Below are 21,279 nucleotides of genomic sequence, written 5' to 3' on the forward strand. Positions count from 1 at the left end.
CCATGCTTAAAAAAATAATTGTATTTCTTATTTTTTGTTCTACTTTTTGCGGATTTTGTCAAAATACGAAAAATCAAAAGGTTTATGAGTTTGATTATATTTTGGAGTATAATTTTTATAACGAAAATACGGATAGAGCACAAAGAAATTTCAGATTGATTAATTCTAAAAATAAAAATTACTCTGCATTACTTGTAGATTTAAATAAAAATCAATTTAAGATTATGTTTTTAGACAAAGAGAGGTTATCCTCTGAATCTGTTATTGATAAAGAATCATTCGTTAATGCAATGACAATAAATTTGGGCTCGAATTATAGACCATATAGTGGTAATCATAATTATAAAAAGGCAATATTGGAGCAACTACAAGACACAATAATAGATGGGTCTAAATATAAGTTCTATAGATATGTAATAAAGAAAAAGAAGATTATTGAAACTTATTTTGCAGTTCAAGAAATTAGCGACTTTAATTATTTGGCATTTAGTTCTTATTATAATTATAAAAAATATAATCCAAAAATCAAATGCCCTAATGGTGTGCTTAAATTACTTTATTATTTAGATGAAGATGGAAATTTTGCCGAAGGAAAAGGAATTAAATTGACAGATTTCCAAAAAGTTAAAAAGTTTATTTCTGTGGACTTAACTGACTAAAACAAATGATATTAAAATGATCACCAAACTCGGCGAAAAATTCACCCATTTGTTTTTAAAGTATATGCCAGATGCTTTTGTGTTTGCTATACTGCTTACCTTTTTAGCTGGGTTGAGTTCCTACTTTTGGATGGACGCCAAACCACTTGATATTATTGTGGCTTGGTACGATGGCTTTTTTGATTTGCTATCGTTTACCATGCAAATCGTTTTAATAATTATTACGGGTTATAGTATTGCCCTGTCGCCGGTTATAAAGAAAGGTATTGATAAATTGGCAAACCTGATAAAAACACCAAACCAAGTATATTTTTTTGTGGTTCTCATTGGCTTATTGTTTTCGTTGGTAAGTTTTGGTTGGGTTGTAATTACTTGTGTTTTGGCACGGGCTTTAGCACAACGTATTAAAGGGATTAATTACCCGTTTTTAATAGCCTGTGTATATTTTTCATTCAATGGTTGGGTTTTTGGGCTTTCTAGTACCATACCATTACTTTTAAATACGAAAAAGAATTATTTAATTGAAGCTAAAGTGTTGCAAAGTACAATAGACACCTCTTTTACTTTGGGCTCTGCGCTTAATATAGCTATGATAGTTTCTTTTCTTGCAATAGCGCCATTATTATTGTTTTTATTGCGTCCTAAATCTGCTAAAAATCGTGAATTAAAAGATCTTTTGGTAGATACTGATGGTGATGAGGTTAAAACCATTAAAGAAGAAGCGTTAAGCTTAAAATTACCATTTAAAGCCTGGTCTGATAGTTTAAATAACAGTCGTCTTTTGCAATTACTGTTTGTGACTATGGGAATGATTTATATTGTTTACCACTTTTATTCAAAAGGTTTAGATTTAAACTTCAACATCATGATTTTTGTGTTTTTAATAGTTGGGTTATTTCTGCACCAAACACCTATGCGATATGTTATTTCCATGAAACGATCGAGCCGTAATATTTCTGGCATATTGTTTCAATACCCATTATATGCTGGTATCATGGGAATTATGTTGTATTCGGGATTAGGTGAGCGTCTCGGTGAGCTTTTGGCTTCAGTGGCTACAATTGACACTTATCCGTTTTTTGCTTATGTTTCTGGCGGACTTGTTAATTTTGCTATTCCTTCGGCAGGAGGTGAGTTTGCGGTAATTGGACCTAGTATTATTGATGCAGTTCAAGAAATTGGGTCAGGATTATCACAGAATCAAGTGACAGCCATGATTTCTAGAGCATCGCTTTCTGTTGCTTATGGAGAGAGTTTAAGTAATATGCTTCAACCATTTTTCCTATTAATTGTTATGCCAATTATGGGCAAGGGTGTAAATCTTCAAGCCCGAGACATCATGGGATATTTAGTTTTACCTTTTTTAGTGTTTTTTATCTTACAATTATGCTTGGTTTTGTGGATGCCTCTTTAGAAATTAAGTAAAACTTTAGTATCTTTAAGAAATTCAACCAACTAGCTATGCCAGATTTTCACTCACCAATTGAGGCTTTCTTGTATTGGGAATCCAAAAATCCAGATCAAGTATTTTTAAAACAACCTAAAGCCGATAAGGTATACACGTATACTTATGCAGAAGCAGGTCTCCAAGCCAGACAAATAGCAGCAGCTTTAAAGTCTTACGGCTTGCCAGAAAGGAGTCATGTTGCCTTATTATCTAAAAACTGCGCTCATTGGATAATGGCAGATTTAGCTATTATGATGGCAGGATACGTGTCTATACCTATTTATCCCACTTTAAATGACAAATCAATAAACCAAATACTGTTACATAGCGAATCTAAAGCTATTATAGTTGGTAAGCTTGATGATTTTGAATCCCAAAAATCAGGAATCCCAAATATGCCCATAATTTCAACTGAAATGTATGGGATAGAAGTTGGGGACAAATGGGAGGACTTAATTACGAACAACGAACCCATTAAGGATGTTTACTTACCTAAACATGATGATTTACATACTATAATTTATACATCAGGAACAACTGGCAACCCTAAAGGTGTCATGCACACCGTTTCTAATTTTGCAGTAAGCTCTAAGACTTTTGTAAAGGTTATGAAATTGCCAGCTAACTCAAGGTTGTTTTCATATTTACCTTTAGCGCATGTTGCAGAACGTGCCTTATGTAATGCGGGATTATCTTTAGGTGCATCAATTACCTTTTTTGACACCATGGAAACCTATGCTCGAGATCTAGAAAACACGCAGCCTCATGTGTTTTTTGCAGTTCCACGCATTTGGACAAAATTTAGGGAGAAAATTTTAAATTCTATTCCGCAAAAGAAATTGAATGTGTTGTTAAGCATTCCAATTATAAATTCGGTTGTAAGAAATAAACTCAAGAAAAAATTAGGTTTAAAAGATGCTGTTTTTATAGTTTCAGCTGCAGCTCCTATTGCATCTAGTTTGGTAAAATGGTATAAAAGGTTAGGTATTACAATTCACCAAGGCTATGGTATGACAGAAGATTGTTGCGTTTCACATTTTAATTTGCCTAAATCCCACAAAATAGGAACCGTTGGTAAGACTATTCTTGGAGCAAAGGCAAAATTATCTCCAGAAGGGGAAATTTGTGTAAAGAATGATTGCTTAATGGTAGGGTATTATAAATCACCTGAAGCAACAGCAGCAGTTTTTGATGAGGATGGGTATTTAAAAACTGGAGATATTGGTGAATTTGATCATGATGGATTTTTAACTATTACAGGACGAGTTAAAGACCAGTTTAAAACAGATAAAGGTAAATATATATCGCCTTCGCATATAGAGTTGTTGCTTTCAAGCAATACAGATATAGAACAGATTTGTATAGTAGGAACAGGAATCCCTCAACCTATTGCTTTGGTTACTTTGTCTGAACTAGGTAAAGTTAAGTCGGAAACCGAATTAACGGAAAGTTTAATAGAATCTATAAATACAATTAACCCAAGTTTAGAAAAACACGAAATGTTGGAGAAAGTTGTGGTTATGAAAGAAGATTGGAATGTTGATAACGGATTAACAACACCAAGTTTAAAAGTAAAACGAAATAGTATTGAAAAAATTCATCAAGAGTTTTATAAAGCGTGGTTTGATAGCCCTGAAAAAGTAATTTTTGAGTAAATGAATGTATTGTGCCTTGGAGATAGCTTAACCGAGACCTATGGAATAAATCCGGAATTCGGATGGGTAGAACTCTTAAAAAGCGCGCTGAAAATTAATACTATAAATGCTGGGATTTGTGGTGATACCACATCAGGCATGTTGTCGCGCTGCGAGTCATTACTCCTAAAGCACAAACCAAGCCATCTTATTATTTTGGGTGGAACAAATGACCTTTGGTTTGGTTTAAAAGACGAATTTATAATTTCGAATATACAAGCTATATCGCGTCATGCTAAATATCATGGCGTTGATGCTATTGTTGGGCTACCCACATTATCCTATAATTTAAACGAACTTAATTTTATTCAAGAAAATTATTCTGAATGCATTAGACATTTTAGAAGTACTCTAATTCAATATTGTAATTTAGAAGCTAAACCATTTATAGATTTTGGTTTTAACATGACCTATAAACATGTTTTAGATGATGGCTTGCACCCAAATGAAGAAGGGCAAAAAATTATGATGAATAATGTTTTTAAGGTTTTAAAAGATTAAGATTAAATATGACAAAAGTCATTTACATACACTAATTAGAATAGTAACTTTGAACTATAAAATAAACATTATGACAATTAATATTCAATATGTACGTATGGCAACTAGCGAAGCTATGAATGAATACGTAACCGGTAAATTAGAAAAATTAGCTAAAAAGTATGATTGGGTTATTAGTGCAGAAGTGCATTTTGAGGTTATTCATGACCCTAAAGGAAAAGGTAAGATTTGTAAGATTGAGTTGAGTTTGCCTGGGCCTAGAATTTTTGCGACTTCCAATGAAGAAAATTACGAAAGTGCTGTTAAGGAAACAATTAAAGATTTAGAAAAACAGCTTAAAAAACGCAAAGAGCAATTTTCTACACATTAAACGGTCAATTTGCTCACTTTTAAGATAATACTTACAGAATTTAAAAAAACTATCAATATTTGTTAACAATATGTTAATTTATTGATAGTTTTTTTATATATTAAACACATCATCAGTCAATTACGGTTCTCAAGCCGAAACTTTTTAAGTTTAATTAACCATCAAAATTATGAGAAATCGTGTTGAAAATGTATCATTAATTCTATTCTTTGGGTTGTCTACTTTTATGATGATTAAATTGATAATGTATATTATTGGTTTTTTCTACACAATAGGAATTGATACAACGGCAATGACTGCTATGGGATAATTAAACCATAAAGTCAAATTACTATTTCCTATCTATGATGATAGGGTTCGTTTTTAAGTATCGTAAATGCACGATACAATTGTTCTACAACAAATAAACGCACCATTTGATGTGAGAAGGTCATTTTGGATAATGACAACTTACCATTAGACTTGTTGTAAATGTCTTCAGAGAATCCGTATGGCCCACCAATAATAAAAACAAGTTGCTTTATTCCCGAGTTCATGTGTTTTTGTAAATAACTTGAAAACGCTACAGAATCATATTGCTTACCATTTTCATCTAATAAAATTATAATATCTGTCGGCATTAGTTTGCTTTTAATAAGCTCACCTTCTTTTTGTTTTTGTTGTGTTTCGCTTAAGTGCTTTACTTTTTTTAAATCTGGAATTATTTCTAATTCAAACTTAATGTAGTGCCCCAGACGCTTTGTATAATCATCAATTAGAGATTGAAGCTGTTTACTGTCTGTTTTGCCAATAGCTAGAAGTTTTATAGTCATATACAAATTTATTCAATCTGTTTCTCTTTTTTGAATATGACAGCTATTAATTCTTTTATTTTAGTGTAGTCCCAAATTAGTAAATAGATATTGGCAAGAAGCATTAAACCTGCAATAATGGGTGTGCCTTGAAACTTCATAGCAGTTACTATAACAAAAATATTAATAACAATAGGTAAATATATTATGGCACCCAAAAAGGCTGTTCGTGGTATTAAAAGTAAAAGAGCAACCAATAATTGCATAAACCCTAGAAAGTTCCAATACCATCCTGCTTGATACAAGGCTTCAAAAAAGAACCCTACAGGGTCATCAGTTCCCAGTAAAGTGAAACGTTGACCCAATAATTTTTTTAGGCCTGAAGGAATAAATGCCAGAGAAAGTAAAATTCGAGTTCCCCAAGTAAAGAGTTTAAAGATTAACTTTTGATGAAGTTTATAAACAGCGGCTTCAAGTGTCTTCATATTATTGGTTTAAAGTCTCGACGATTTACAGAGAATCTTGTTACAAATGGCGTTATATTTCGAAAATCAATTGTTATTTTAGCACAAACAAATCAAAACATGATAAGTCAAGATCAATTCAACAAAGAACTCGAATTAATTATTGCTAACGCCATACGTGAAGATGTTGGTGATGGCGATCATAGTTCATTGGCATGCATTCCCAAAAGTGCTCAAGGAAAAGCTAAATTGTTGGTTAAAGATGAAGGTATAATAGCTGGTGTGGAGTTTGCTAGAAAGGTATTTAATTATGTGGACAGCAATTTGAAAGTTGAAACCGTAATCGAGGATGGAAATCGAGTTAAATATGGCGATGTTGTATTTTATGTTGAAGGTTCTTCGCAGTCCATATTAAAAACGGAGCGTTTAGTTTTAAATGCCATGCAACGTATGAGTGCCATAGCTACGAAAACCAAGCAGTTTGTAGATTTATTGGAGGGAACAGGAACAAAAATATTGGATACAAGAAAAACAACGCCTGGAATTAGAGCCCTAGAGAAATGGGCTGTAAAGATTGGTGGTGGTGAAAATCATAGGTTTGCGCTGTATGATATGATTATGCTTAAGGATAACCATATTGATTTTGCCGGAGGCATAACTAAAGCCATTCAAAAAACTAAAGATTATTTAAAGGAAACAAACAGAGATTTAAGAATAATTGTTGAGGCTAGGGATTTAGCCGAAATTAAAGAAATTTTACAATCAGTAGGTGTTTATCGAATTCTGATAGATAATTTTAACTATGAGGATACACGCAAAGCTGTTGAATTAATTGGTAATCAATGTTTAACCGAAAGTTCGGGTGGTATTAACGAAAAAACAATTAGAAAGTATGCAGAATGTGGCGTAAATTATATTTCTTCTGGAGCATTGACGCACTCGGTATATAACATGGATTTAAGCCTAAAAGCTGTTTAGGATGACAAAAATCATTGAGGATAAACTGGATAAGATTCCAATTGTAAACCTTGTGGTACGTTTGCTTAAAAATGTAAAACTACCGGGTTTAGAAGGTTTGTCGCTTTATGATTTGTTAGAATTGTACATAACAGGTATTGTTAAAGGAGCTTTAACTTCTAGGGCAAGTGCCATTGCATTTAGTTTTTTTACAGCCATATTTCCGTTTTTACTGTTTGTTCTATTCATAATTCCATATATACCAATAGAAGGATTTAAAATGGATTTTCAGCAATTTTTAAATTCCTTTTTGCCACCAAACACATCCGATTTCTTTTTTACCAATATTTACGATAATATAGATAATATGCATAGTGGAGGTTTGGTTTCATCGGTTTTGTTGGTATCAATTGCCTTAATGGCCAATGGTATAAGTGCTATATTTTCTGGATTTGAGAATTCGTATCACGAACAATTAACACGCAATATTTTCAAACAATACCTCTATGCGTTGGGAGTTGCTTTAATATTGGCATTTTTAACTATAGTTACCGTAATAGTTTTTGGGTATTTTCAAATTTATATAATTGGCAATCTTGAGGAACACGGATTTGTAGATAAAGAAAACACGGTAAACTGGATAACTTTTGCGAAGTATATATTCTTTGTTATCATGGTTTACATAGCAACTGCCGTGTTGTACTACTTTGGCACAAAAGAAGGCAAACATTCTAAGTTCTTTTCAGTTGGGGCTTTATTTACAACATTGCTAATTATTTTCAGCTCCTTTTTGTTTGGTATATATATTGAAAATTTTTCGCAATACAACAAATTATACGGTTCAATAGGTGCGTTATTAATTTTGTTATTATATCTATGGTTAAACTCTACCATTCTGTTATTGGGTTATGAATTAAACGCATCGCTTAACCGATTGAAAAAGTACAATCAAAATATAGGTGAGAACTAAAAATCCAATGCATGCCTTATTTTGTAGATGTTATATTGCCCATTCCGTTAGAAAAATTTTTCACATACCGTATAAGTCAAGCCGAATCTGAATATCTATCACCTGGTATGCGTATTTCTGTGCCTTTTGGAAAACAGAAAATCTATACAGCCCTAGTTTATCAAACACATCAAAACCCTCCATTGGTTTACGAGGCTAAAGACATTCATCAGATTCTAGACGAGCAAGCTATTGTAACTCATAAACAAATAGAATTGTGGCAATGGATAGCCAAATATTATATGTGTTCAGTGGGTGAGGTTATGCGAGCTGCTTTACCAAGCGCTTTTTTGTTGGAAAGCGAAACCATAATTTCAAGAAAACCGGAAACCCTTGTAAATGATAGCGATTTAAAAGATGATGAGTTTTTGATTTATGAAGCCTTACACCATCAAACGTCGTTAACCATACAGGATATTACTGGAATAGTCGATAAAAAACAAGTGCTTCCAGTAATTAAACGTTTATTGGAGAAAGAAGTTATTTCTGTACATGAAGAGGTTTACGAAAAATACAAACCCAAATTGGTAAGATATGTCAAACTTAATACAAAATATCAATCAGAGACAGATATTAGAAACTTACTTGAAAATTTAAGTCGTGCTCCCAAGCAACGTGATGTTGTAATGACATTGTTCTCGCTTTCTGCCAAAACTAAAAAACCAATAAAGGTTTCAGATTTATCTGAAGAAAGTCAAGCTTCTTCTGCAATTATTAAAGCATTAATTGATAAAAACATTCTAGAAGAGTATTTTATACAGACCGATAGAATTGAGTTTAACGAAACTGCAAGGGAAACTTCAAAGCAGTTAAACAAAGCTCAAAATACAGCCTTAGATAATATTAGCCAACAATTCGAAAATCAAAATATTGTACTGCTTCACGGTGTGACGTCTTCTGGAAAAACGGAAATTTACGTTAAACTTATTGAAAAGGCACTCAAACAAAATAAGCAGGTTTTGTATTTGCTGCCTGAAATTGCTTTAACCACACAATTGGTTTCGAGGCTACAAAGTTACTTTGGAGAGCAAGTAGCTGTTTTTCACTCAAAATATTCGAATAACGAACGTGTAGAGGTTTGGAATCAAGTATTAAATAATTCGCCTAAAGCTCAAGTAATATTAGGTGCGCGCTCTTCAGTCTTATTGCCCTTTAACATTCTGGGTTTGGTTATAGTAGATGAAGAACACGAACAATCGTACAAACAATTCGATCCGGCACCTCGTTATCATGCTAGAGATACAGCCGTGGTTTTAGCTAGTTTGTTTAATACAAAAGTATTGTTGGGTTCAGCGACACCAAGTTTGGAGAGTTATTATAATGCTACACTTGGTAAGTATGGAATGGTTGAGCTTAACACCCGTTTTAATGATGTTTTAATGCCAGATATTGAGTTGGTTGATATTAAGGATAAGCACAAGCGTAAACGTATGAAAGGTCATTTTAGTGATAGATTGCTTGAAGAAATGACCGAAACCTTACAAGATGGGCATCAAATTATTTTATTTCAAAATCGGCGAGGATTTGCTCCTATAATTGAGTGTTTAACCTGTGGGCATTCTCCACAGTGCCCTAATTGCGATGTGAGTTTAACTTATCATCAATATCGCGATCAATTGCGTTGTCATTATTGCGGCTATACAAGTGTAATGATAAAAAAGTGTGAGGCTTGCGGCAGTGTGGATTTAGATAATAAAGGTTTTGGAACCGAACAAGTAGAAGAGGAGGTTAGCCAACTATTTCCAGATTTTAAGGTTGGCCGTATGGATTTAGATACGACACGCGGAAAATACGGTTACGAGAAAATTATAACAGCCTTCGAGCAACAGGAGATCGATATTTTGGTTGGCACCCAAATGCTAACCAAAGGACTGGATTTTAGAAATGTTAAGCTTGTAGGTGTTATGAATGCAGATAATATGTTAAACTTTCCCGATTTTAGGGCGCATGAACGTAGTTTTCAATTGCTTTTACAAGTTTCGGGGAGGGCAGGGCGAACGGATACCCGAGGAAAGGTATTGATTCAGACGTATAACCCGTATCACAACATTCTACAGCAGGTATCAACAAATGACTATCAAAGCATGTACAAAGAGCAAATAAACGATAGATATAATTTTAAATACCCTCCTATTTACCGATTGATTAAAATTACATTAAAGCATAAGGACTACAATCGTGTAAATACGGGAGCCGATTGGTTTGCTAAATCATTGCGCATGGTATTTAAAGAATATGTTTTGGGGCCGGAGTTCCCGCCTGTTTCGAGGGTTAGGAATCAATACCACAAAAATATTTTAGTGAAAATACCCAACGGACAATCTCTAGCAAAAACAAAAGAAGCTATTATTAAAGTAAATAACAGCTTCTCCAGTGTAAAAGATTTTAGGGCTATACGAGTAGTTTTAAATGTCGATAACTATTAAATATTATTTAATGCATCTACAAGTTGGGTTTTCTTATTTCTACTCAACGGTATTTCATAAGTTCCAACTTCAACATTTTTACTATTAAATCTGTCAACTTTGTCTAAATTCACAATATATGATTTGTGAATTCTTAAAAACTTACCTTCAGGTAATTCATGTTCAAAAGCTTTCATAGTAGATAATACTACTAAACTAGTTTCTTCGGTTACCAATTTTACATAGTCACCAAGGGCTTCTATCCACTTAATGTCTTTAATGTAAACCTTACGTTTTTTAAGGTTACTTTTTACAAAAATATGTTCACCTTCGGTTTCGTTGAAATCTAGTTTAAGCTTGTGTTGTTCAACAGCTTTGTCTACAGCTGTATTAAAACGTTCGCGAGTAATTGGTTTGTGCAAATAGTCAGTAGCATCATAATTAAATGCTTTAAAGGCATATTCGGTTTTACCAGTTACGAAAATAATTTGGGGTTTGTTGTTTAATACGTCCAGCAATTCAAAACCATTTAAAACAGGCATTTCAATATCTAAAAAGATTAAATCTACTTTGTGGGTATTAAGGCCGTTTTTGGTTTCCAACGCACTGTTGTACTCAGCTATTAAATTAAGAGAAGGGTGATTTTCAATTAACTTCACAATTGAGAGACGTTGAATTGCTGAGTCGTCAACTACTACACAGTTTAATGTCATAACATTTGTTTTATTTCGGTTAAGATATCGACAATAGTACAAAAAATTCGGTTAAAAACCAAAAAACATCGTTAAAACGTTGTTTTTAACATTATTTTAACACATGTTCAAGTCTTGAAATTAAGTTTAAATATAGTTGTTTTATTTGATGAAAAGAACTATTTTTGCACCCATTTTTAACTATAAATTAGATTTTTATGAATCATTATGAAACTGTTTTCATCTTAAATCCCGTTTTATCTGAAGATCAGATAAAGGAAACAGTACAGAAATACGAAGATTTTCTTGTTTCTAATGGAGCGAAGATGATAGCCAAAGAAAATTGGGGCTTAAAAAAATTAGCATACCCAATTCAGAACAAAAAAAGTGGTTTCTATCACTTATTTGAGTACACTGTACCAGGAGAAGTAATCAACCAATTAGAAATTGAGTTTAGACGTGACGAGCGTTTCATGCGTTATTTAACGGTTAAGTTAGACAAACATGCAATTGCTTGGGCAGAGAAAAGAAGAAATAAACTTAAAGAAAAAGCGTAATTATGTCATCTATAGAACAACAAGCAAAAGGAAAAAAGGACGGAGAAATCAGATATCTTACGCCTTTAAACATAGATACTAACAAAACCAAAAAATACTGTCGTTTTAAAAAGTCTGGTATTAAGTATGTAGACTACAAAGATGGTGATTGGTTATTAAATTTTGTAAACGAGCAAGGTAAAATTTTACCAAGACGTTTAACAGGAACATCTTTAAAATACCAAAGAAAAGTATCTGTAGCGGTAAAAAGAGCTCGTCATTTAGCATTAATGCCATACGTGGCCGATTTATTAAAATAAAATTATCATAACAATGGAACTTATATTAAAACAAGACGTTGAAAATTTAGGATTTAAAGACGATGTTGTAACAGTTAAGAACGGTTATGGTAGAAATTTTTTAATTCCTCAAGGTCAAGCTGTATTAGCTACAGCTTCTGCTAAAAAAGTTTTAGCAGAGAACTTAAAGCAACGTGCTTACAAAGAGAAGAAAATTATAGAAGATGCTCAAAAAGTAGCTGAAGCTATAAAAACATTAGAACTTAAAATTACTGCAAAAGCTACTGAAGGGGCTTCTGCTGGAGATAAATTATTTGGTTCTGTAACTAAATTGGATTTAGTAGATGCTTTTGAAAAGGAAGGACACACTATTGACAAGAAATTCATTAGTATTACTGGTGGTAATATTAAGCGTTTAGGTCAGTACAATGCTGTAATTCGTTTGCATAGAGAAGTAACTGTAGAATTACCATTCGAGGTTATTGCTCAAGCTTAAGCAATTGATATCATAGTAAAAGCCTCAACCTAGTTGAGGCTTTTTTTTTAATAATTTTTTAATCGCAAGTCAAATAAATCAAACTACAAATGAAATACGCCAGATTAACAAAAGAACAGTTTGAAGAATTACACAAGGAATTTATTAATTTTTTAGCCACACAATCCATAACGGCAGAGGAGTGGGAAGATATAAAAACCAATAAACCAGAGGTTGCCGAACAGGAACTGGATGTGTTTAGTGATTTGGTTTGGGAAGGTGTGTTGGGCAAAGTGGAGTATGTTGAACATATTTCGCCACAGCAAATGCATTTATTCAATTTAAACGAAACCAATATGCATGTGATAGGAGTAAAGTTAAAGAACGCTATTGATTTAACTACTAAAGATGGTTTTAATTGGCTGCGTGAGAATTTAATGAATGACGATGTAGAGTTTATGCAGGCCAAAAAAGATTATTCTGAAGACAAACATGCCGATAAATTTGCTCTTATCAAACAAGGAGGTGTTATCACTAAAGGCGAATTGTTTCAGTATTTTGATAAACTGATTAATTAATTTCGTCACTTCGAGTGTATCGACATTTATTGTCGATATGTATCGAGAAGTAATTAAAACTATTATTTTTGTTTACAATTAGCAACTAAAAAGCGATACCTGCTATAGCAGGAAATTAATATGGCACAAAAACCAAGCATTCCAAAAGGCACACGCGATTTTAATCCTGAACAGGTTGCCAAGCGCAATTATATCTTTAATACCATTCAAAACCAATTTGAAAAGTTTGGTTTTCAACCTATTGAAACACCCAGTTTTGAAAATTCCGAAACCCTTATGGGTAAATATGGTGATGAAGGGGATAGGCTGATTTTTAAGATTTTGAATTCTGGGGAATATTTTGAAGATGTAAAAGACGGAATTAGTACAGCAATTCGTGGAGGTTCTCTTTTCTATCGAGAGTATATTAAAAATGAAAATGATACAACCGATTGGAACTACAGGAGCTCTAGATTAGAGTTTGTTGAGAAATTTAAAGATTCTATAAAGCGTGGAAGTGGAAATAAAATTTTAAATAAATTACCTTCTGATGATATATTGCAATATATATTCTCTTTAATTCAATCTAGTTATAAACATACAAAGGAAGAAGAAATTGAGAAATCATTGTCAATGATTTATGCTAACCTTTTTTTGAATATTAAATCTAACAGTATAACTCCAACAATCTCTGAAAAAGCCCTTCGCTATGACCTAACTGTGCCTTTTGCCCGTTATGTGGTACAGCATCAAAACGAGATTGAGTTTCCGTTTAAGCGTTACCAAATGCAACCCGTATGGCGGGCAGATAGACCTCAAAAAGGTCGTTTCAGAGAGTTTTACCAATGTGATGCCGATGTGGTAGGTTCTACATCGCTTTGGCAAGAAGTTGAATTTGTACAGTTGTATGACGCTGTTTTTACGGCTTTGGGCTTAACAGGTACGACCATAAAAATCAATAACCGTAAAATACTTTCAGGAATAGCCGAAGTAATTGGTGCTAGCGATAAATTAATAGATTTCACGGTTGCCTTGGACAAGTTGGATAAAATAGGCGAGGAGAAGGTAAAACAGGAAATGCTAGATAAAGGTATTTCGCAATCAGGTATTAGTAAATTGCAGCCTTTGTTCTCATTGTCTGGTGATTTTGGTTCGCAAATTTCTCAACTAAAAGATATTTTAAACACTTCTGAAGACGGAAAAAAAGGTATTGAGGAATTAGAATTCATTGATAATGCCATTTCAGAATTAGGCCTGCAAACAGCAAAACTTCAATTAGATGTTACACTTGCTAGAGGGTTGAACTATTATACAGGTGCTATTTTTGAGGTTTCTGCTCCCGAAGGTGTTAATATGGGCTCCATTGGTGGTGGTGGTCGCTATGATGATTTAACCGGTATTTTTGGTATGCCTAACATGTCTGGTGTAGGTATCAGCTTTGGATTGGATAGAATTTATTTAGTTTTAGAAGAATTAGGTTTATTCCCTGAAACGGTTTCAAAAAATATAGACGTACTGTTTATCAATTTCGGAGAAAAAGAAGCATTATACAGTTTAAAAGCTATCAAGCAATTAAGGAGCAAAGGTATTAATGCGGAATTGTATCCTGATTCTGCTAAAATGAAGAAACAAATGCAGCATGCCAATAAGCGTCATATTCCTTATGTGGTATTGGTAGGAGAGCAAGAAATGGCTAAAGGTGCTTTCACGTTGAAAAACATGCATAATGGGGAACAATCTGAAGTTTCTCTTAATGAATTAATTTCACAACTTCAATAAAAAAAGAGTCCTGAAGAAAACTTCAGGACTCAAACAAAGCATAGTTACACTCATGTAGATTTGGGGCTACAAGATTTATTTAACTAATACTTTTTTAGTTATTGTGGTACCTTCAGTTGTTTTAAGATTTATAATGTAGGTACCAGTACTTAACGAATTTGTTTTTAATTCCACATTGTTTTTAGTTTCAATATCATCAAATCTAGTGATAGATTGTCCTATCATGTTGAACATTTCAGCAGATTTTAAACCTACTAGTTTTGGATTTTGTATTACAATGCTAGTTTTAGAGTTTACATAGAATACTTGTAAAACATCACTAGCATCAAATTCGTCAACACCTAATGAATGCGTAGTAAATGTAATTTCAAAACGGTCTAAATATTCACCGGCTTCTAAAAATATTTCGTAATCTCTTTCTCTTAAATCTTGATATACATTAAGAACTTTATCATGAGCGTAAATGTTTAAGTCGCTAGGAACATTCTCAAGAATGTCAATAGTTATTTTGTTTACACCATCATCATGAGTATGGATTCCAATTGGTAAAATGGTGTTATCGGAAATATCATCTATACCTTGAACAACATACTTGTTGGCATTAATCATCCAATACATATCGTCCATTTGATCTTCGTTTATTTCGGCATCAAATCCCCAGTCAACATTTTCTGAAGCACGCTCATCTACAGTAACTAATAGTTGCCTGTGAATAGTGTTAACAGAATTAAACCCTAAACGAATTTTCATTCTATTGTCTACTTGGTTTGTCCTAGAAGCTGAATTGGAATCTCTCATAAATACAGAGCTCGCAGTGCCTTCTTTTTGGAATACACGTTGACCATTGTTAAATTCAACGTTTCCGTCATCTTCAGCAAGTACAAAGAATCCTTGACCAACTGGAATATAGCGTCCAGGTGTTTTTGTGCCTGTACCTACTTGAGCTACATCTGGATCCGGAGTTCCCCATGCTGCTGCTGGTGCTCCACCAGAATAGTTGTAAGTTCCATAGCCACCTTGATATTCTGCAAGAATGTGCGATCCGCCTCCCCAATGTTCCCAAAAGTAAAGCGTACCACTAATTAGAGGGTCGTCTACCATAGGATCTACGCCTCCATCAATTGTAGGGCCATTATCAGTAATAAATTGTTCGGCATCAATAGCTGAAGCATAAGGATTACCAACTAAATATTCATTTCCATTGTTTATTCCTAAAGATACTTTTCCATTATTAGGTTTACCTTGGAATACATAATTTTGTTCATCCGAAACATTTCCAGCTGTATCGTTTACACCTTTCATTGTAAAACCTTCACCGGCTAATATATCTCCAGTATTTCTTACATGTTGCCATGAAGCATAATCATCACTTAAACGGTTATTGAATTTCCAAATCCAATAGTGGGCAATTTCAATATTTGAACCTGAATTATCACCATCATAGCCACCAACAAAATTAATGTTGACAGGTGATGAAGAATTTGTACCATCTTTAAGGATGTTATTGTTTAAAGTGTATTTATAATTGTGTGGTGTTACTGTTGCTGTAAATCCAACTGGAGATGACCAATAGTTATAGGTGTAAAGGTCTTGAGTACCTTGCTGGTCTTTCTCCAATTCACCAGAAGCACCTAGAACTAAATCACTATCTACAGTTTGAATTAATTGCGATTCACCCTCTAAATCTATTTTTCCATCAAGATTTAAGTAGTGAGATACGGTTAAGCCATAGCCTGTATCTGTACTATTATCACCATCAACAGTTAACTCGTTGCTTTCAACAAATAAGGCTAATACATTTCTGTTTCCATTGTTTCCAACTGCTAGACCACTATTGTCCATAGTGACATTGTGGTTGGTTTCAACAATGTTCCAATCTACCGTTACGGAGTTGTCAACAATGGAGTTGGCACCTGGTTTAGTTTGTACACTTCCATTTGACCACACAGAATCTGTATCCCAATCACCATTATTTGCTGATTGGTAAGGCAATGGGGCTGTTTGTCTATCAACTGTTCTTAGAGTTCTTAAAGCACCTTGATTACCATTCCCAGATTCGTCTTTGGTATTTGTATAGGTATAAGTCGACATAGGGTAGTACCCAATTAAGTCAGACCAAGGAATTGTACTAATATCATCTTTAGTAGGTGAGGCACCTTGAGCAATAAAATATGATCCACCAATAAAACCGGCATTATTTTCAATTTCTTGATTCATGATGTATCGTAGTTGGTCTTCAGTAAGTCTAACATCCCAAATTCGTACTTCATCAATATTTCCATGGAAAAATGCTTGTGGCGATAATTTAGATGCAGCACCAATAAAGAAAGATTGATTAGTATCATCAGGTGCTGTTCTGTTTATTTGCTTATCTAAGACACCATCTATATATATTTTCACTAAACTAGAACCGTAGGTTACGGCCAAATGATGCCATTCGTTTTTCGGGATAGTAGTGTTAGAAGTTGTAGTTTGCATAGATCCACTAGATGTTTTCCAAGAAACTTCAAATTTACCTGTACTATTAATCTTGAAATCATATCCTTCAGTAAAGGAAGCATCTCGTTTAGATAATATAGATTTATTATCAGCATTGGTATCTGCCATAACCCATGCAGATATGGTGAATTCTGTTGGATTTAAATCTAAAGCATCTTCCATATCAACATAACTAGTTGTACCGTTAAAATAAATTGATCGCTCAAAAACAAGTTCAGGAGCCCAACCAAAAGTTATGTATTTAGTACCATCAAAATCATAATTAGTTGTTACAATGGCTTCTCCTAATTCATTTGTATCTTCAGTCATCACTCTGTAATCTGCTGTAGGATCAAAATTAGGTGTATCTGAAATAAACATTAAGTATCTTCCATTAGGTGGATTTGCCGTTCTAATAGCATTTTTAAGTACTTGCACTTCCACAGAAGGAATGTCTCCACCTGGTCCAACGTTTTCAACAACTTTCCAAGTTCTTGCAATACCATAAAATTCAACTTCGGTTGTTAGGGCAGGAGATATATCAGCGCTCATATTAACTAATACATCAACAGAAGGATCGCCTAAATCTACACCGTCATTACCCCAAATAAGGTATTCTTTATCTTCTAAATCTGTACTCGTATTTAAATTGTTTGTATTTGCTATACTGCCAATGCCAATTGTTAATACACCTTGACTTCGGTAATTGTCATCAAGGTCAGGGTGAACATGAGTAGCAGTTGCATTATTAACACTTCGAGATTGTTTTTGGTATAAGTCAGAAACATCATCACGACCAATTCCCGCGATGTCATAGTTAAAGACATCTTCAGCTGGTGTGCCTGTGTCAACATCCCAAATAACTGTTCCATCACTATCTACATAGTCTTGAGAAGTACCGTTAACTCCTAGTGTTATTCCATATTTTATGGCTAAATACGATTGGATTCTATTACGTTGAGTAGTTAGGTCAGTGTCATCTTGTCTAGCAGAATACGTAATGATTTCTGCAATTCGTGCATCAGTACTAGCTTCCCATCCTTCACTTCTACCAATCCAATAACGAGCATCGTTAACATTGGCAAAATCAGGCACATCATTTTGAGTACTTTCCTTATCTAGTGCATTATAGTATAATTCTTGTTGAGTACCAGCTAAATTATTCCTAGCATTAATTATTCCAGCATTGTCGTAGGTGATATTGTTGCCAGCACCAGAATCAATTTCAGCAACACCATATCCATCACCTGAAGAAGTAGGTCCGTGTGCATAAACTAAAACTTCATCAGTAAAACGTACGGTATATTTTCCTAGACCTATTCCTGTAGCATCTGTATTGTTTGTTGCAATATCTTCGTCTCCACAAAAAATATCCATACTACCAAATGATTTGTCAACAGTTACATCTGGAATTAGAACAGTAAATACATCTTGAGAGTAGTATCCACTTGTACCTTCTAAAAAGTTTCTGTTTGGCATATCATAAGAATAATCACCATCAAGAGGAATGTTGACATAATCACCATCAAAGTCAACCACTGGGTTAAAATTGATGTTATCATTAACATTATCTTTATAAGTTGGTTCTTGTCCTATACCTGGAGTGTTGACAGTTGCATCAGCACCTCTTCCTTGGTCATACCAAGTACTAACTAATTGTCCATCACTATATCCTAGTCCATCAGTTCCTTTTAACCATAGTTTCAAGTTTCCGGTTACACCACCAGGACCTTCAGTCAGTGGAGGTACACCATTACCTTGTAAAGTGAATTGATATGGGTTCTCGTCACTATCATTATTAACAATATTGATAGTAGCACTACGAATACCAGCTGCACTTGGAGTGAAGGTTACATCAAAAGTCGTACTTGCTCCAATAGCAACAGAACCTGATGGAGCAGAAGTAATGGCAAAGTCACCAGGGTTAGCCCCTGTAAAACTAATTGCTCCTACAGCGAGTGCTGTTGTAGCTGTATTTAAGTTTTGAATTGTAAATGTATGTGTAACACCAAGAGAGACATCAGTTGACCCAAAATCAGTACCATCAGTTGTAACGGGTGTACTATCTGTATGGGCAATATCAATAGTGTTCCCTTGAACATTTATTTCTGGAGATGGTACTGTAGCTGTTCCAGATATAGTGAAATTATATGGAATTTCATCTCCATTTCCGTCATCATTATCTATGGTTACTGTTGCGGTATGAGTACCAGTAACCAAAGGTGTATAATCAATTGAAAAATTTAAGCTGCTACCACCAGATATAGTACTATTTTGTGCAGGCTCGGTATTTATTGAAAAATAACCACTACCACCTGTTATCGTTATGCCTGTACCAGAATTACTTATGGTTAGTGTTGTTGAGGGGTTTGATGTGTTTTCTATGGAAAAAGTATGCGTTGTAGTTGTTGATACTCCCACCGTACCATAACTTGTATTATCAATGGCACTTGGTGTTACATCTCCATCGGCTATACTATTTCCCAAACCTAAAACATCAATTTCTGGTTGTGGGATATATCCTTCAATCAAAATATTATCAAACCTAGAACGTTCATTGCTTTGATTGGCGTCACCTTTAAATCTAAATTGTGAGTTGGAGTCAAAAGTGTATGTTCCACTATTAATAGTTTCTGTAACATAATAGAAAGTCCAATTATTTGAAAAATCTGTATTTCTATCATATGTTTTAATGTCTACCCATGAGCTTCCATCATAATATTGTAAAATAAACCCTTCGTTATTCTCTAAATTTATAGTTATAAAGCAAAATGAAATATCAACAGTTTCATAAGAAGTTAAGTCTAAACTTGGTGACGTAATTATACTACTGTTGTTATTATCTCCAACCCAAAGGTGTCCAGAGCTACTGTCACAACTATAAGATGGATCAGCACCTCGACCAGAGTCACTATCCAGTGTCCATCCCTGCTCGTCAGTGTTGAAATTATAATCTGCAACTGTTACTTGAGAGAATACACCTATTGAGGATATAAATAATAAGTATACAAATATTTCCTTTAAAAAAGTAAAATTTTTCATAAGTGGTTAATTTTTTTAGTTTGGGACTAATCTAATTATGAGACAAATATAACAATGTTACTCCATGAAATGCAAAAAAAATCGATGAAATGCATTAAAATATTGTAAAATACTGATAATCAATAAAATAAAAAACCAGTGAATTTGCTAATTCACTGGTTTTTATAATGAAAAGACTGGTATTTAAAACTTTATGAGTTTCTTTATTACAGATTTACCATTCAATTTGTTAGTTATTTTTATTAAATAAGATCCTTGCTCCAATTTGTCCATGTTCTCAACTTTAATGATTCCTCGTAGAGTTGAATGAATATTATTGTAAACTATTCTTCCATTTAAATCATAAAGAATGATTTTAAACTCATCGTTACTTGAAACAATAGGCAATTGAATATTTATATAGGTGTTAAACGGATTTGGTTGAATACTAACACCATTATAATCGAATTCTGTATTTCCTAACGTGTTTTCAATAACAGTTACAGTAGCATTGCAATTAGATGTGTTACCACTATTATCTGTAACTGTAAATACAACAACATTATCACCTATATCATTTGAATCAAATGTGTTTGGAATAACTGTCATGCTGTTAATAGCACAATTATCGGAAGAACCATTGTCAATTTGATTAGCCGTTATGGTTGCATTTCCAAATGCATCTAATTCCACTGTTATATCTTGAGTATTACAAACTGGGTTTACTGTATCACCATTGTTTGTAATTTCCCATGAACAGGTTGTATTGTTAAAGGTCGCGGTCTCCCAACATTCCGTAGACGGTTCCGCTGGTTGCGTACCCGTCACGTCCCATGAACAGGTCGTGTTGTTAAAGGTCGCGGTCTCCCAACATTCCGTAGACGGTTCAGCTGGTTGCGTACCCGTCACGTCCCATGAACAGGTTGTATTGTTAAAGGTCGCTGTTTCCCAACATTCCGTAGACGGTTCAGCTGGTTGCGTACCCGTTACGTCCCATGAACAGGTTGTATTGTTAAAGGTCACTGTTTCCCAACATTCCGTAGCAGGTTCCGCCGGTTGCGTACCCGTCACGTCCCATGAACAGGTTGTATTGTTAAAGGTCGCGGTCTCCCAACATTCCGTAGACGGTTCAGCTGGTTGCGTAC

Annotated in this window: 19 protein-coding genes; 14 read left to right on the forward strand and 5 right to left on the reverse strand. The window is 34.0% G+C overall.

What is annotated here, in order from left to right; translation table 11 throughout:
* Positions 1-2: 2 nt before the first annotated feature.
* From K7G76_RS15000 to K7G76_RS15025, 6 genes are all read left to right on the forward strand, one after another.
* Complete coding sequence (locus K7G76_RS15000; protein WP_223035027.1) at positions 3-659, forward strand: hypothetical protein; 657 nt, start codon at positions 3-5, stop codon at positions 657-659.
* A 16-nt stretch (positions 660-675) separates the two neighbouring features.
* On the forward strand, positions 676-2,073 hold the full coding sequence (locus K7G76_RS15005; protein WP_223035028.1) for a short-chain fatty acid transporter: 1,398 nt from the start codon (positions 676-678) through the stop codon (positions 2,071-2,073).
* A 47-nt stretch (positions 2,074-2,120) separates the two neighbouring features.
* Positions 2,121-3,761, forward strand: a complete 1,641-nt coding sequence (locus tag K7G76_RS15010; RefSeq protein WP_223035029.1) for an AMP-binding protein — start codon at positions 2,121-2,123, stop codon at positions 3,759-3,761.
* Positions 3,762-4,301, forward strand: coding sequence for a GDSL-type esterase/lipase family protein (locus K7G76_RS15015; RefSeq protein ID WP_223035030.1), 540 nt, complete (start codon positions 3,762-3,764; stop codon positions 4,299-4,301).
* Positions 4,302-4,371: 70 nt separating this feature from the next.
* A complete protein-coding gene (gene hpf / locus K7G76_RS15020) occupies positions 4,372-4,671 on the forward strand; it encodes a ribosome hibernation-promoting factor, HPF/YfiA family (RefSeq protein ID WP_223035031.1) in 300 nt (99 codons plus the stop codon).
* A 169-nt stretch (positions 4,672-4,840) separates the two neighbouring features.
* Complete coding sequence (locus K7G76_RS15025; protein ID WP_223035032.1) at positions 4,841-4,981, forward strand: hypothetical protein; 141 nt, start codon at positions 4,841-4,843, stop codon at positions 4,979-4,981.
* 28 nt (positions 4,982-5,009) lie between these two features.
* On the opposite strand, the gene rlmH is transcribed toward K7G76_RS15025, so the two are convergent.
* Positions 5,010-5,483 carry a 23S rRNA (pseudouridine(1915)-N(3))-methyltransferase RlmH gene (rlmH, locus tag K7G76_RS15030; RefSeq protein WP_223035033.1) on the reverse strand — a complete coding sequence of 158 codons (474 nt, stop codon included), beginning with the start codon at positions 5,481-5,483 and terminating at the stop codon, positions 5,010-5,012.
* A gap of 8 nt (positions 5,484-5,491) precedes the next feature.
* Complete coding sequence (locus K7G76_RS15035; protein ID WP_223035034.1) at positions 5,492-5,947, reverse strand: DoxX family membrane protein; 456 nt, start codon at positions 5,945-5,947, stop codon at positions 5,492-5,494.
* A gap of 99 nt (positions 5,948-6,046) precedes the next feature.
* Between K7G76_RS15035 and nadC the strand changes: the two genes are divergently transcribed.
* From nadC to priA, 3 genes are read left to right on the forward strand one after another with little or no spacing between them, the layout of a single operon-like run.
* Positions 6,047-6,904, forward strand: coding sequence for a carboxylating nicotinate-nucleotide diphosphorylase (gene nadC, locus K7G76_RS15040; protein WP_223035035.1), 858 nt, complete (start codon positions 6,047-6,049; stop codon positions 6,902-6,904).
* 1 nt (position 6,905) lies between these two features.
* A complete protein-coding gene (locus tag K7G76_RS15045; protein WP_223035036.1) occupies positions 6,906-7,853 on the forward strand; it encodes a YihY/virulence factor BrkB family protein in 948 nt (315 codons plus the stop codon).
* 11 nt (positions 7,854-7,864) lie between these two features.
* Positions 7,865-10,318 carry a replication restart helicase PriA gene (gene priA, locus K7G76_RS15050; protein ID WP_223035037.1) on the forward strand — a complete coding sequence of 818 codons (2,454 nt, stop codon included), beginning with the start codon at positions 7,865-7,867 and terminating at the stop codon, positions 10,316-10,318.
* Here the strand turns inward: priA and K7G76_RS15055 are convergent.
* Complete coding sequence (locus tag K7G76_RS15055; RefSeq protein WP_104734031.1) at positions 10,315-11,010, reverse strand: LytR/AlgR family response regulator transcription factor; 696 nt, start codon at positions 11,008-11,010, stop codon at positions 10,315-10,317. The genes priA and K7G76_RS15055 overlap by 4 nt on opposite strands.
* Positions 11,011-11,207: 197 nt before the next feature.
* Here K7G76_RS15055 and rpsF point away from each other — a divergent pair, with 197 nt between their 5' ends.
* From rpsF to hisS, 5 genes are all read left to right on the forward strand, one after another.
* A complete protein-coding gene (gene rpsF / locus K7G76_RS15060; protein ID WP_223035038.1) occupies positions 11,208-11,546 on the forward strand; it encodes a 30S ribosomal protein S6 in 339 nt (112 codons plus the stop codon).
* A gap of 2 nt (positions 11,547-11,548) precedes the next feature.
* On the forward strand, positions 11,549-11,845 hold the full coding sequence (rpsR, locus tag K7G76_RS15065) for a 30S ribosomal protein S18 (protein ID WP_223035039.1): 297 nt from the start codon (positions 11,549-11,551) through the stop codon (positions 11,843-11,845).
* A gap of 13 nt (positions 11,846-11,858) precedes the next feature.
* On the forward strand, positions 11,859-12,320 hold the full coding sequence (rplI, locus tag K7G76_RS15070) for a 50S ribosomal protein L9 (protein ID WP_223035040.1): 462 nt from the start codon (positions 11,859-11,861) through the stop codon (positions 12,318-12,320).
* Positions 12,321-12,409: 89 nt separating this feature from the next.
* Positions 12,410-12,877: a DUF6495 family protein gene (locus K7G76_RS15075; protein WP_223035041.1), complete on the forward strand. Its 468-nt coding sequence runs from the start codon at positions 12,410-12,412 to the stop codon at positions 12,875-12,877.
* A 120-nt stretch (positions 12,878-12,997) separates the two neighbouring features.
* Entirely contained in the window at positions 12,998-14,635 is a 1,638-nt protein-coding gene (hisS, locus tag K7G76_RS15080; RefSeq protein ID WP_223035042.1) for a histidine--tRNA ligase, read from the forward strand.
* Positions 14,636-14,710: 75 nt separating this feature from the next.
* Here hisS and K7G76_RS15085 read toward each other — a convergent pair whose 3' ends face one another.
* Both K7G76_RS15085 and K7G76_RS15090 read right to left on the reverse strand, forming a co-directional pair.
* Entirely contained in the window at positions 14,711-20,155 is a 5,445-nt protein-coding gene (locus K7G76_RS15085; protein WP_255573046.1) for a choice-of-anchor D domain-containing protein, read from the reverse strand.
* A 183-nt stretch (positions 20,156-20,338) separates the two neighbouring features.
* On the reverse strand, positions 20,339-21,279 hold a 941-nt coding region (locus K7G76_RS15090; protein WP_223035043.1), incomplete at its 5' end, for a T9SS type A sorting domain-containing protein.

Origin of the sequence: Hanstruepera marina (assembly GCF_019880635.1) — a bacterium.
Taxonomy (GTDB): domain Bacteria; phylum Bacteroidota; class Bacteroidia; order Flavobacteriales; family Flavobacteriaceae; genus Hanstruepera; species Hanstruepera marina.

Coding starts and splice junctions, on each gene's coding strand:
- K7G76_RS15055 (WP_104734031.1), bottom strand. CDS start 11,010: ATGACATTAAACTGTGTAGTAGTTGACGACTCAGCAATTCAACGTCTC.
- K7G76_RS15045 (WP_223035036.1), top strand. CDS start 6,906: ATGACAAAAATCATTGAGGATAAACTGGATAAGATTCCAATTGTAAAC.
- K7G76_RS15035 (WP_223035034.1), bottom strand. CDS start 5,947: ATGAAGACACTTGAAGCCGCTGTTTATAAACTTCATCAAAAGTTAATC.
- K7G76_RS15010 (WP_223035029.1), top strand. CDS start 2,121: ATGCCAGATTTTCACTCACCAATTGAGGCTTTCTTGTATTGGGAATCC.
- K7G76_RS15005 (WP_223035028.1), top strand. CDS start 676: ATGATCACCAAACTCGGCGAAAAATTCACCCATTTGTTTTTAAAGTAT.
- K7G76_RS15015 (WP_223035030.1), top strand. CDS start 3,762: ATGAATGTATTGTGCCTTGGAGATAGCTTAACCGAGACCTATGGAATA.
- rplI (WP_223035040.1), top strand. CDS start 11,859: ATGGAACTTATATTAAAACAAGACGTTGAAAATTTAGGATTTAAAGAC.
- hpf (WP_223035031.1), top strand. CDS start 4,372: ATGACAATTAATATTCAATATGTACGTATGGCAACTAGCGAAGCTATG.
- K7G76_RS15025 (WP_223035032.1), top strand. CDS start 4,841: ATGAGAAATCGTGTTGAAAATGTATCATTAATTCTATTCTTTGGGTTG.
- hisS (WP_223035042.1), top strand. CDS start 12,998: ATGGCACAAAAACCAAGCATTCCAAAAGGCACACGCGATTTTAATCCT.
- priA (WP_223035037.1), top strand. CDS start 7,865: ATGCCTTATTTTGTAGATGTTATATTGCCCATTCCGTTAGAAAAATTT.
- rpsF (WP_223035038.1), top strand. CDS start 11,208: ATGAATCATTATGAAACTGTTTTCATCTTAAATCCCGTTTTATCTGAA.
- K7G76_RS15075 (WP_223035041.1), top strand. CDS start 12,410: ATGAAATACGCCAGATTAACAAAAGAACAGTTTGAAGAATTACACAAG.
- rpsR (WP_223035039.1), top strand. CDS start 11,549: ATGTCATCTATAGAACAACAAGCAAAAGGAAAAAAGGACGGAGAAATC.
- K7G76_RS15000 (WP_223035027.1), top strand. CDS start 3: ATGCTTAAAAAAATAATTGTATTTCTTATTTTTTGTTCTACTTTTTGC.
- nadC (WP_223035035.1), top strand. CDS start 6,047: ATGATAAGTCAAGATCAATTCAACAAAGAACTCGAATTAATTATTGCT.
- K7G76_RS15085 (WP_255573046.1), bottom strand. CDS start 20,155: ATGAAAAATTTTACTTTTTTAAAGGAAATATTTGTATACTTATTATTT.
- rlmH (WP_223035033.1), bottom strand. CDS start 5,483: ATGACTATAAAACTTCTAGCTATTGGCAAAACAGACAGTAAACAGCTT.